This is a genomic window from Pseudomonas sp. NPDC089401, from assembly GCF_044749485.1.
Classification (GTDB): Bacteria; Pseudomonadota; Gammaproteobacteria; order Pseudomonadales; family Pseudomonadaceae; genus Aquipseudomonas.
The window spans coordinates 1-11017 of the sequence record NZ_JBIVIA010000026.1 but is presented as its reverse complement, the minus strand read 5'-3'; the positions used below and the strand labels follow the sequence as shown (position 1 = coordinate 11017).

The window sequence follows — 11017 nt, the reverse complement described above, 5'->3', positions numbered from 1 at the left end:
GGAATCCACCAGGCGACGGTCGTCGGCCTGGTCGCCCACGTTGAGCGGCAAGGCGCCGAACACGCTGCCGGCGGACACCCGCTGCAGGCCGTTGATGCGGATGTCGGCGATCCTGAACGAAGCGGCCTGGGCCATGGAGGCATTGAGCAGCAGGAGGGAGAGCAACAGACGCGGGTAGTTCATCGGGGGTTCCAGGCGGGCGTAGATAGAGCAGCGCTGGGCTGCCGGGAAGCGGGCGATGAGCATACGGGCGGGCCGTGTTCGGCGCGGTTAACCGAGGGTAAAGATGTGTAAAGTTCGCCCACGGCCCGGCGCGACGGGGCGATCATGACGCCTTTGCAGAACCTGAAAGCGTACCCACCATGATCCCCGTACTGCTGGTCGACGACGACCGCGAACTCACCGAAATGCTTGCCCTCTACCTCGCCCGTGAAGGCTTCCAGGCCACCGCCGTGGCCACCGGCACCGAAGGCGAACACCAGGCGCTGAGCGGCCTCTACCCTATCGTGGTGCTCGACGTGATGTTGCCGGACCTGTCAGGGATCGAGGTGTTGCGGCGCATCCGCGCGCGCAGCCAGGTACCGGTGCTGCTGCTGACCGCCCGGGGCGACAACATCGACCGCATCGCCGGCCTGGAACTGGGCGCCGACGACTATGTGCCCAAGCCCAGCTCGCCGGGCGAACTGGTGGCGCGCCTGCGCGCGATCCTGCGTCGGGTGCAGCCGCAGGCACTGGCAGACAGCCAGAGTGCCGAATCGGTGACCCGTGGCGCGCTGACCCTGTGGCCCGGGCGGCGCAAGGCGCAGTGGGGGTCGGCCCCGCTGGAACTGACCGGCACCGAGTTCAGCCTGCTCGAAGCCCTGGTGCGCCAGGCCGGCCAGCTGGTGAGCAAGCAGGACTTGTCGCTCAACGCCCTGGGCCGCCCACTGACCCGCTACGACCGGCGCATCGACGTGCACATCAGCAGCATCCGCCACAAGCTTGGCCCGCGTGGCGACGGCAGCAGCTGGATCCAGAGCGTGCGGGGCATGGGTTACATGCTGATCGTCGAATGATGCGCCGGCGGCTGTTCTGGAAGCTGTTCCTGGCCTTCTGGCTGGCCAACACCCTGACGTTCCTGGTGGGCGCCGGGGCGTTCATGCTCAATGAGTTGCGCGGCGACACGCCGGGCTTGCGGGCGATGCTGAGCACCGAGCTGAACCTGCTGCACCGCTATGGCGAGCAGGCCGGGCGCCAGTACCTGCAGGTGTCGCCACAGCCACCCGACGTGCAGGTGGGGTTGTACGACGGTACTGGCCACCTGCTGGCCGGGCGGCCTGTCGAGACGCCGCGCTTCGAGCGCGCGCTGCTCGACGAGGGCGGCAAGGCCCTGGTGCTGCGGGCTTCGGTACCCACCCCACTGGACGAAGCGCCGCGCCCGCGCGGCGTCGGCCCCTTCGTCACCGGCGCCTTGATGAGCGCGCTGTTCGCCTTGCTCTGCAGCCTGTACCTGACCCGGCCACTGACTTGGTTGCGCGAAGCCATGGGCCAGGTCGCCCAGGGCCGCTTCGACGTGCGCGTGCGCCCGCGTTTGGGCAAGCGCCGCGACGAGATCGTCGAACTGGCGGAGGATTGTGACCGTATGGCCGGGCAGCTCAAGGCCATGGTCGAGGCCCAGCAGCAGTTGTTGCATGACATCTCCCACGAACTGCGCTCGCCGCTGACCCGTCTGCACGTGGCCATCGGCCTGCTGCGTCAGGAGCCGGACCGAGAAGAAATGCTCGGACGCATCGAGCGTGAATCACGGCGCATGGATGACCTGATCGAGCAGTTGCTGACCCTGGCGCGGGTACAGTCGCAGCAAGGCCATAGCGAACATGAGGAACTCGATGTCGTCGAGGTGCTGGCGCAGATCGTCGAGGATGCCCGCTTCGAGGCCGGGATGAAGCAGGCTCAGGTGACCTTGCTGGGCGCCGCTACCTTCGTCACCCGTGGCCATGAAGAACTGTTGTACCGCGCCTTCGAGAACGTGGTCCGCAACGCGGTGCGCCACACCGCGCCGGGCAGTGAAGTGCGTGTCGAGGCCGTGCTGGCGGGGGGCGGCGAGCGGTTGCAGGTGCATATCGTCGACCAGGGGCCGGGGGTGCCGCCTGCACGCTTGCAGAGCATCTTCGAACCCTTCGACCGGGGCGGGCAGGGTGGTGTGGATGGCTTCGGCCTGGGCCTGGCCATTGCCCTGCGGGCGATTGGCCTGCACCAGGGCAGCATTGGGGCGCAGGCGGACGAGGGCGGCGGGCTGCGGGTAGCGATCACGCTGCCGCGGCTGGGTTGACCCTGGCCAGGCGGTCATTTAGATTGTCGCCGCGATTTCGAATCATGTTTCGACTGGGCCTGCTGCAGGCCGCCGCCATCAGGATGGATGTCGGTACGTAGGCCTGTGATGTGTTTTATTCAGGAGATGTACTTTGAAAGGGAATTTCAACAAGTTGTCGCTTTCGTCGGCGCAGAAACGGCGCATCAAGGCGCTGTACGCCCGCAACAACTACCGTGGTCTGTTTTCCATACTGGAAAGCATCGCCTGGATCGGGTTGGGTGTTGTCGCCAGCCAGATGTGGGGACTGGCCGGATGGATCATTGCCATGGTGATCATCGGCACCCGCCAGCGCGCCCTGGCCAGCCTTCTGCATGAGGCCGCCCACGGCACCTTGTTCAAGGCCAAAGTGCTGAACAGCACGGTAGGGCGCGTCGTGTGTGGCTGGACGATCCTGCAGTCGTTCGACAGCTACCGCAAATCCCATGTTCTGGCTCATCACCCGCACATCAGCGATGCGCAGCAGGATCCCGACTACAGCTACATGCTGGAAGCCGGGGTCTACGCCAACCAGTCGCGAGCTGCCTTCATCTGGAAGTTCCTCATCACCCCGGCCCTGGGGCGGCTGACCCCGCACTATATCGGCTACCTCCTGCGCGAACGCCTGGGCAAGGCCCTGCAAACACCGAAGGAGCGTGGTGAGGTACTGTGCATTCTGGCCTTCCACACGGCCATTCTGGCGGCCAGCCATTACGCCGGCGTGATGACCGAGGTTGTGCTGCTGTGGTTTGTACCCTTCGTCGTGGTCTACCCATTGGTAGGGTGGTATAGCGAACTGGCCGAACACTTCCCGATGATGGATGCCCGTTACGCCAGGCACAGCTTCTTCTCGCGCAATCGCTATGCCGGGCGCATCGAGAAACTGTTCATCGGCATGCACGGCGACCACTACCACCTGACCCACCACTTGCTGCCAGGCTTGCCTCACTGGAATTTGGGCAAGGCCACCGAAATCCTGCGCGAAGACGACGCGTTCCGGGCCTGGGATGACCATTGGGGTGGCATCTTCAGCAGCGCGCAGGGCAAGGTCAGCCTGCTGGCCTACCTGTTGAACGAACACCCCTTCGAGTTGCCCGACTCACCCATCTTCGCCGAGGCTCGCCCTTGAGGCCATTCGACCACTTTGCCGTGTGCGCCCTGGGCGCTGCGGCGCTCAACGGGCTGATCGGCCCGCTGACCAAGATCGCCTTGCTGCACGGCCTGAACGCCCCGCAGATTGCCTTCAGCAAGGCGCTGATCGCCTTCGTGCTGCTGCTCGGTTTCTGCCTGGCCAGCGGGCGCAGGCGTGACCTGCGGGAAACCGGCAAGTCCTGGGCGAAGCTGGCGGTGCTCGCCCTGCTCGGTATCTTCAGCCTGTACTACTTCGAGACCCAGGCCTTCGCCGAGGCGTCGGTGTCGCTGGTTTCGTTTTTGACCTACGCCGCCGGGGGCTTCAGCATCCTGTTGGCGGCGGTGTTCCTGCGTGAGCGCCTGGGCCTGCTGAAGGTCTTGAGCTTTCTGGCGATCGTCGCTGGGGTGCTGCTGTTGCTGGGTGCTGGCAGTGAGATGAGCGGGTCGATGAAGGGCGCCACCCTGGCGCTGCTGGGTGGCCTGGGGTATGCGCTGTTCATCTTCTTCGCCAAATACAGCAACGCCGGGAGTGGTTTGGTCCAACTCACCTGGCTGTTCGGATTCGGCAGCCTTTACCTGTTGCCTCCTGCCTGGCTGGCCGGCTTCAGCGTGCCGTCAGTGGAGGGCGGGCTGGCGTTGCTCGGCCTGGTACTGCTACCGACCATCGGCGGCTTCTACCTGACCACTCGCGCCATCGCGCTGGGGGAGGCTGGGCGTGTGCAGATCATCGAAACCTCAGATCCGTTGTTCGCCACGCTGTTTGCCTTCCTGATGTTTGGTGAAGTCCTGAACCTGTCTGGGGTGTGGGGAGCCGCGTTCATCCTGTCCGGGTTGCTCTTGAGCCTGTTCGCCGGGAGCGTCGACAAGCCCCTGGAGACAGCGTGCGAGCAGGCCAAGCCCTAGCCCATTGCCGCGCTCAGATGCGCGGCAGTTCAAAACCCTCGATATTCCGTTGCAGCTTCTGCGCCCAGGCGTGCAGTACGCGCATAAGGTGCAGCGCCGCCTGCGACGGCGGTTCGAAGCGCGAATGGACGAAGCTGATATCGAAATGGATTTCATCGGCCAGCGGCACCACGGCCAGGCCGCTGTCCTGGGCGACGAACTCGTCGATGATGCTGATGCCCATGCCTTGCTTGACCAGCGCCACGGCTTCGTTGGCGTTGGTGAACGACAACAGCGACTCCAGCTGCAACCCACGCCGCTGTATGTGCCCGGCGAGCAACTGGCCGAACGGCATGTCCGGGCGGAACAGCAGCAACGGGTGGCCCTGCAACTGCTGCAGGGTCAAGGACGGCTGCTGCGCCAGCGCCTGGTCCGGCGGCATCACCACCACCATGCGCCCGCGCATGAAGGCTCGGGAATGCAGGTGGTCGTGGACCACCGGCAACGCGGCGATCGACAGGTCGACGGTCTTCGACAGGATCTGGTTGGGCATGGTGTGCATCAGCGAGGTCTGCCACTCGATCTGCAGCGACGGCGCTTCGCGCTTGAGCTGGGCCAGTGCCGTGGGAATGACCACGGTCGACAGCGAGGCGCTGCAGGAGATGCGCAGTGTGCGATGGGCCCCGGCGGCCAGGGACTGGGCGCATTCGTTGACTTGCAGCGCCGCTTGGTACACCCGCTCGACCTCGCGGTAAAGCACCTGGGCCTCGGCCGTGGGCACCAGGCGGTTGTTGATGCGCTCGAACAGCCGGTAGCTCAGGCGCCCCTCGATGTAGCCGATCAGCTTGCTCACTGCGGGCTGCGACACGTAGAGCATCTTGGCCGCCGCGCTGATCGAGCCGGTCAGCATCACGGCACGGAACACTTCCATATGCCGCAGCTTGAACACCATCGTGGTGCCGTCCGAGTTTTCCTGGCCGGGGAGCATATCTATTACCTTCGGTTATGGTCTTCGCCATCTGTGTATGAGCGCGCCAGGCACGCCCGCAGTATCGTGAGCCCAGGCTATCGCCCTGGCGGCGAACAATAACAAGAACTGCAGGCAAGCGCAGTGGCGCTTGAAGGATGAGCGAGTGAACATTTACGACGAACCGAAGATCGACTGCCATAACCATTTGTTTGACCCCGCCCATTTCCCCTACCACCCCGACGCCCCCTATGCCCCCTCCGGCCAGGAGGTCGCCACCCTGGCCCAGTTCAACCAGGTGATGGATGCCTACGGCGTGCGCCATGCCTTGCTGGTACAGCCGAACAGCGGCTACCACACCGACAACCGCCTCATGCTGCAGGCCATGGCCACCGGCCAGGGCCGCTTCAAGGGCGTTGCCGTGGTCGAGCGGCAGATCAGCCTCGACCAGTTGGCAGCGCTGCGTGAGCAGGGCGTGGTCGGCGTGGCATTGAACCCGGCGCTGTACGGCGTGAAGACCCTGCATGACGCCGGGCCCTTGTTCGGCAAGCTCGCCGAGCTGGACATGTTCGCCCAGGTGCAGGTCTGCGAGGACCAGCTGCTGGACTTGCAGTGGCTGCTCGAGGGCAGCTCGGCGCGCCTGTTGATCGACCATTGCGGCCGCCCGGACGCCGCCGCCGGCCTGCAGCAAGCGGGCTTCCAGGCCCTGCTGCGCCTGGCCCAGAGCGGCCGGGCCTGCGTGAAGCTGTCGGGCATGCAGAAGTTCGCCGATGCCGAAGGCCTGTACGGGCAAAGCCATGCCTACGTGCAGGCGCTGCTCGAGGCGTTCGGCCCGGATGCCTGCGTGTGGGGCTCGGACTGGCCGTTCATTCGCCAGCACGCCCGGGTCGACTACGGCCCGCTGCTGAAGCTGGCCGAGCAACTGATGCCGGACGCCAGCGTGCGGCGCAAGGTCATGTGGGATACCCCGCGGCGCCTGTTCGGTTTTGCCTGAGCACGTGCATTTGCCATTCCAATAACAAGAGAGCAATCCCATGAGCACAGAACAGCACTTCGGCGCGGGGGTGTTCGACACCCCTGCGCGCGCGCAACAGCGCACCCGTACCCGCTTCATGATCCTGGCGCTGATCTCCGGTGGCACCATGATCAATTACCTCGACCGCAGCGTGATGGGCATCGCAGCGCCAAGCATCAGTGCAGATCTCGGGCTGAATGCGGCGATGATGGGGGTGATCTTCTCGGCATTTTCCTGGACCTACGCCGCCGCGCAGATCCCCGGTGGCATCCTGATCGACCGCCTCGGCACCAAGCTCACCTACTGGCTGGCGCTGACCCTGTGGTCGCTGTTCACCGGCCTGCAGGGCCTGGCCCAGGGTTTCCTGTCGTTGCTGGGCATGCGTTTTCTGGTCGGCGTGACCGAAGCGCCGTGCTTCCCCACCAACAGCCGCGTGGTCGCCACCTGGTTCCCGCAGAGCGAGCGGGCCAGGGCCACGGGCATCTACACCTTTGCCGAATACACGGGCCTTGCGTTTCTCACGCCGCTGCTGTTCTGGGTACTGCACGCCTATGGCTGGCGCTTCCTGCTGATGGCGGTGGGCCTGCTGGGCGTGCTCTACGGCCTGGTGTGGTGGCGCAAGTACCACGAGCCGCACCAGTCGACCTCGGCCAACCAGGCCGAACTGGACTACATCGCCGCTGGCGGCGGGGTGGTCGACGGCGGGCAGAAGGCCACGGTGTTCCGCTGGTCGCAGATCCCGGCGCTGCTCAAGCACCGCAACATGCTCGGCATCTGCCTGGGCCAGTTCGCCTGCAACTCGACCAACGTGTTCTTCCTCACCTGGTTCCCCACCTACCTGGTCACCGAGCGGCACATGCCCTGGTTGAAGGTGGGCTGGGTAGCGGTGCTGCCGTTCATTGCCGCCTCGCTGGGCACCCTGGTCGGCGGCTGGATCTCCGATGCGCTGCTGCGCCGCGGCTACTCGCTGAACCTGGCGCGCAAGCTGCCGGTGATCGCCGGGCTGCTGACCGCTTCGATCATCGTCCTGGCCAACTACGTCGAGTCCGACGCGCTGGTGATCACCATCCTCTGCGTTGCCTACTTTGCCCAGGGCATGTCGGCGCTGGCCTGGATGATCGTCTCCGACATCGCGCCCAAAGGCCTGCTGGGCCTGAGCGGCGGGCTGTTCAACCTGTTCGCCAACGCCGCTGGCATCGTCACCCCACTGACCATCGGCCTGATCGTTACCGCCACCGGCTCGTTCGTCTGGGCCCTGGCCTTCGTTTCATCGATCACCGCGCTGGGTGCGCTGTGCTACCTGTTCATGGTGCGCGACCTGCGTCGCCTGCCGGATATTCCTGCTGTTTAAACGTGGAGCAAGACAATGAGCCAATCCCTGCAAGGGCAAACTGCAATCGTCACCGGCGGCATGCGCGGCATCGGCCTGGCCATCGCCCAGCGCCTGCACCAGGCCGGCGCCCAGGTGGTGATCTGGGACCTCGCGGTCGATAGCTGGAACACCGAGGAAAACGGCTTCGAGCCGGTGCTGCGCCAGGCCGTCGACGTGGCCTCGCTGGCCTCGGTGCAAGCCGCCTTCGGCGATGTGCTGCGCCGGGTCGGCCCGGTCGAGATCCTGGTCAACAACGCCGGTATCAACGGCCCGGTGGTGGCTTCGTGGGAATACCCGCCAGAAGCCTGGGACAAGGTCATCGCCATCGACCTCAACGGCGTGTTCTATTGCTGCCGCACCGTCATCCCGCACATGCGCGAGCGCGGCTATGGGCGCATCGTCAACGTTGCCTCCATGGCCGGCAAGGACGGTGTGCAGTACATCTCCGCGTACTCTGCGGCCAAGGCCGGGGTGATCGCCTTCACCAAGGCCGCGGCCAAGGAGCTGGCCCAGGACGGCGTGTTGCTCAACTGCATTGCCCCGGCCATGGTCGAGACCCCGCTGATGGCCGAGATGACTGCCGAACACATCGCCGCGAGCAAGGCCAAGATCCCCATGGGTCGCTTCCTCAAGGCCGAGGAGATCGCCAACATGGTGACCTGGATCGCCGGCCCCGAGTGCAGCTTCACCACCGGATTCGTGTTCGACCTCAGTGGCGGGAGGGCCACCTATTGAGGGCGCTGGGCGTTGCTCACCTGACCGCGCTGGATCTGCCACCGGTGGATCTGGTGCGCCAGGCAGCGCGGGCCGGCTTCGCGGCGGTCGGGCTGCGCTTGCACCCGGTGCTGCCGGGGGCGCAGGCCTACCCGCAGCCGGTCGGCAGCCCGGCTGCCCGCGAGTTGCAGCGGGTGCTGGTGGGCGAGGGCGTGCGGGTGAGCGACATCGAATTCCTGTCGCTCACCCCGCAGCTGCAGGTGGCCGAATGCGAAGCATTGCTGGCGGCGGGCGCTGAGCTGGGGGCGGCAAGCCTCACGGTTTCCGGTGATGATGACGATCCTGCCCGGCTGTCGCAGACCTTTGCGGCGCTTTGTGAGTTGGCCAGTGGCTATGGCCTGCGCGTGGACCTCGAGTTCATGCGCTGGCGCGCGGTGGCCAACCTGCAGCAGGCGGTGGCCGTGGTGGCCGGGGCCGGGCAGGAAAATGCCGGGGTGCTGGTGGATGCGCTGCACCTGTACCGTTCGGGCGGGGATGAACGGGCGGTTGCCCAGGTTGACCCTCGGTATCTGCGAGCGGTGCAGGTGTGCGATGCGCCGCAGTTGGCACCGCCTGAGGCGCTGATCATCCAGGAGGCCAGGGAGGGGCGGTTGCTGCCGGGGCAGGGGGCGTTGCCGTTGCTTGCGCTGCTGGATGCGCTGCCGGCCAATACGGCTGTGAGTGTTGAAACCCCCTCATCGTTGCTGGCCACCGTTGATCGCCTGGAAGCGGCCTACCAGGCAACCCGGTCACTGATTTAGCACCGGCGCGGTCCTTGACTCCTGATCCATGTCGGCCGGCCACTCGACCTTGGGCGCAAGGCGCAGGGCGAATTCGCACCAGAGGACGTCGTTGTGATCTTTCGGTGGGCCCGGCGGTGGAAGCGCGGAGGGCCCCTTTTGCATGTAAGTGCAGACATAGGCCCAGGCGTGTGCGTCGGCGCCCATGAACGTCAAGTTGAAGCGGTCGATCACATTGTGGGTGCCGGGTTCGACGATGGAGAGCATCACGCCCCATTGGAATATGGAGCCGCCGTGTTGCCACCAGCGTTCGGCGCGGACTTGGCTCCAGTCGTAGGACACTGGGACGACTTGCCATTTTCCAAATGGCTTCCACCATTGACACCGGAAGTTGTAGGCATAGATTTTTTGGCGTGCGCGGTTGAATCTTATCGGTTCGTCACGTGGGAAGGCTGTATCGATACGGAGGCAAGAAGTGGTCAACAAAATGCCTGCCAGTAAGAGGCCTATGCTCATTAGTGTATGCCAAGGCAGTCCAAGTCGAATGCTTTCAATTATCAGCCATGGAGCACCCAGGGTGCCTGCTCCAGGGAATATTGAAATAAATGACATAATTCCTCGGGCCCGGAGTTGGCATCGTGGGATTTCTAGATAGATGTCATCTTGATGGTTTGGGTTGTGTTTCCCAAGGCTTGCCGCAATTAGAGGAGGCGTAAAAGGGGGCGGTAAATCCTCTTGCCAGCCAACGCAGGGCGGATTCAATAGTGGTGATCTCATGGCCTTTATCCTCGCTTATCTTGTTCTATCTTTTCCTGTTGCCACTTGTGCGCACCTGCTTCAGCAATGATTTGCTGAATCAACGAGACAATGAAGGCCTTTGTCCTGCTCGAGACTCCCCGGGAGCGTTAGGGCGCAGTCCTTGACTCCTGATCCATGTCGGCCGGCCACTCCACCTTAGGCGCAAGGCGCAAAGCGAATTCGCACCAGAGTACGTCGTTGTGGTCTTTCGGTGGGCCGGGTGCTGGAAGGGCGGAGGGGCCCTTTTGCATGTAAGTGCAGACATAGGCCCAGGCGTGTGCGTCGGCGCCCATGAACGTCAAGTTGAAGCGGTCGATCACATTGTGGGTGCCGGGTTCGACGATGGAGAGCATCACGCCCCATTGGAATATGGAGCCGCCGTGTTGCCACCAGCGTTCGGCGCGGACCTGGCTCCAGTCGTAGGACACTGGGACGACTTGCCATTTGCCAAATGGCTTCCACCATTGGCACCGGAAGTTGTAGGCATAGATTTTTTGGCGTGCGCGATTGAATCTTATCGGTTCGTCCCGCGGCAAAGCTACATCTGTACGGATGCAGGTGACTATTGCCAATAGGGTTAGCAGCAGAACGCCCGTGGCCAGAAGCGTGAGCCAATACATTTCGATTCTAATACTTTCAGAAATAGCCCATGGTGCTCCCAGTGCCACTGCTCCTGGGAATAACGTGAGAAGGGATAGAATTCCACGGGCTCGTAATTGGCTTCTCGGGATTTCCAAGTATATGTCGTCTTGATGGTTTGGGGTGTGCTTGCCAAGGCTTGCTGCAATTTGAGGGGGTGTAAAAGGGTGCGGTAAATCTTCTTGCCAGCCAGGGCAGGGTGGATTCAGCAGTGGCGCGTTCATAACTGCCTTACCTTGCTTATCTTGTCTTCTCGGCTAGTGACGTGTGCGTACCCGTTCTCGTCATCTGCGTCTGGCCAGTAAGTCAGTGTGATTTCGATGGCGTTGATGATGTGGTCATCGAATAGAAGAATGGAGCCGTTAATTCTAAGCGTGTCGCCACTTAGCTT

The 11017-nt window shown here is 63.9% G+C and carries 11 protein-coding genes and 1 pseudogene; 8 read left to right on the top strand and 4 right to left on the bottom strand.

Annotated features, from left to right (window positions below; translation table 11 throughout):
• Positions 1 to 183 (bottom strand): annotated as a pseudogene (locus tag ACIP21_RS28645) (outer membrane assembly protein); the annotation flags it as partial.
• Positions 184 to 362: 179 nt separating this feature from the next.
• Between ACIP21_RS28645 and ACIP21_RS28640 the strand changes: the two are divergent.
• The 4 genes from ACIP21_RS28640 (at position 363) to ACIP21_RS28625 (ending at position 4363) form a co-directional block, all read left to right on the top strand.
• Positions 363 to 1055 (top strand): response regulator, encoded by a 693-nt coding sequence (locus ACIP21_RS28640; RefSeq protein ID WP_400694973.1) that lies wholly within the window; start codon positions 363 to 365, stop codon positions 1053 to 1055.
• Positions 1052 to 2311 carry an ATP-binding protein gene (locus ACIP21_RS28635; RefSeq protein WP_400694971.1) on the top strand — a complete coding sequence of 420 codons (1260 nt, stop codon included), beginning with the start codon at positions 1052 to 1054 and terminating at the stop codon, positions 2309 to 2311. The genes ACIP21_RS28640 and ACIP21_RS28635 overlap by 4 nt, the downstream gene beginning before the upstream one ends.
• Before the next feature lie 133 nt (positions 2312 to 2444).
• On the top strand, positions 2445 to 3458 hold the full coding sequence (locus ACIP21_RS28630; protein WP_400694970.1) for a fatty acid desaturase family protein: 1014 nt from the start codon (positions 2445 to 2447) through the stop codon (positions 3456 to 3458).
• On the top strand, positions 3455 to 4363 hold the full coding sequence (locus ACIP21_RS28625; RefSeq protein ID WP_400694968.1) for a DMT family transporter: 909 nt from the start codon (positions 3455 to 3457) through the stop codon (positions 4361 to 4363). Before ACIP21_RS28630 ends, ACIP21_RS28625 begins: the two co-directional genes overlap by 4 nt.
• 13 nt (positions 4364 to 4376) lie before the next feature.
• Here the strand turns inward: ACIP21_RS28625 and ACIP21_RS28620 are convergent, their stop codons facing one another.
• Complete coding sequence (locus ACIP21_RS28620; RefSeq protein ID WP_400694966.1) at positions 4377 to 5330, bottom strand: LysR family transcriptional regulator; 954 nt, start codon at positions 5328 to 5330, stop codon at positions 4377 to 4379.
• A 145-nt stretch (positions 5331 to 5475) separates the two neighbouring features.
• On the opposite strand from ACIP21_RS28620, the gene ACIP21_RS28615 reads away from it, so the two are divergent.
• The 4 genes from ACIP21_RS28615 to ACIP21_RS28600 are packed head-to-tail and all read left to right on the top strand — an operon-like array spanning position 5476 to position 9210.
• A complete protein-coding gene (locus ACIP21_RS28615) occupies positions 5476 to 6303 on the top strand; it encodes an amidohydrolase family protein (protein WP_400694965.1) in 828 nt (275 codons plus the stop codon).
• A gap of 40 nt (positions 6304 to 6343) precedes the next feature.
• A complete protein-coding gene (locus tag ACIP21_RS28610) occupies positions 6344 to 7675 on the top strand; it encodes an MFS transporter (RefSeq protein ID WP_400694963.1) in 1332 nt (443 codons plus the stop codon).
• Between the two features lie 15 nt (positions 7676 to 7690).
• The gene (locus tag ACIP21_RS28605) at positions 7691 to 8431 is read left to right on the top strand and encodes an SDR family NAD(P)-dependent oxidoreductase (RefSeq protein ID WP_400694961.1); all 741 of its coding nucleotides are present in this window, start codon (positions 7691 to 7693) and stop codon (positions 8429 to 8431) included.
• Positions 8428 to 9210: a sugar phosphate isomerase/epimerase family protein gene (locus ACIP21_RS28600; protein WP_400694959.1), complete on the top strand. Its 783-nt coding sequence runs from the start codon at positions 8428 to 8430 to the stop codon at positions 9208 to 9210. The genes ACIP21_RS28605 and ACIP21_RS28600 overlap by 4 nt, the downstream gene beginning before the upstream one ends.
• On the opposite strand, the gene ACIP21_RS28595 is transcribed toward ACIP21_RS28600, so the two are convergent.
• The gene (locus tag ACIP21_RS28595) at positions 9199 to 9705 is read right to left on the bottom strand and encodes a DUF6708 domain-containing protein (RefSeq protein WP_400694957.1); all 507 of its coding nucleotides are present in this window, start codon (positions 9703 to 9705) and stop codon (positions 9199 to 9201) included. The two genes, ACIP21_RS28600 and ACIP21_RS28595, sit on opposite strands and share 12 nt — an antisense overlap.
• A 389-nt stretch (positions 9706 to 10094) precedes the next feature.
• Positions 10095 to 10850: a DUF6708 domain-containing protein gene (locus ACIP21_RS28590; protein WP_400694955.1), complete on the bottom strand. Its 756-nt coding sequence runs from the start codon at positions 10848 to 10850 to the stop codon at positions 10095 to 10097.
• Positions 10851 to 11017: the final 167 nt, after the last annotated feature.

Bases quoted from the DNA above. Each gene is read 5' to 3' on its own strand.
- ACIP21_RS28640 (WP_400694973.1), top strand. From the start codon at position 363: ATGATCCCCGTACTGCTGGTCGACGACGACCGCGAACTCACCGAAATG.
- ACIP21_RS28635 (WP_400694971.1), top strand. From the start codon at position 1,052: ATGATGCGCCGGCGGCTGTTCTGGAAGCTGTTCCTGGCCTTCTGGCTG.
- ACIP21_RS28620 (WP_400694966.1), bottom strand. From the start codon at position 5,330: ATGCTCCCCGGCCAGGAAAACTCGGACGGCACCACGATGGTGTTCAAG.
- ACIP21_RS28610 (WP_400694963.1), top strand. From the start codon at position 6,344: ATGAGCACAGAACAGCACTTCGGCGCGGGGGTGTTCGACACCCCTGCG.
- ACIP21_RS28605 (WP_400694961.1), top strand. From the start codon at position 7,691: ATGAGCCAATCCCTGCAAGGGCAAACTGCAATCGTCACCGGCGGCATG.
- ACIP21_RS28595 (WP_400694957.1), bottom strand. From the start codon at position 9,705: ATGAGCATAGGCCTCTTACTGGCAGGCATTTTGTTGACCACTTCTTGC.
- ACIP21_RS28590 (WP_400694955.1), bottom strand. From the start codon at position 10,850: ATGAACGCGCCACTGCTGAATCCACCCTGCCCTGGCTGGCAAGAAGAT.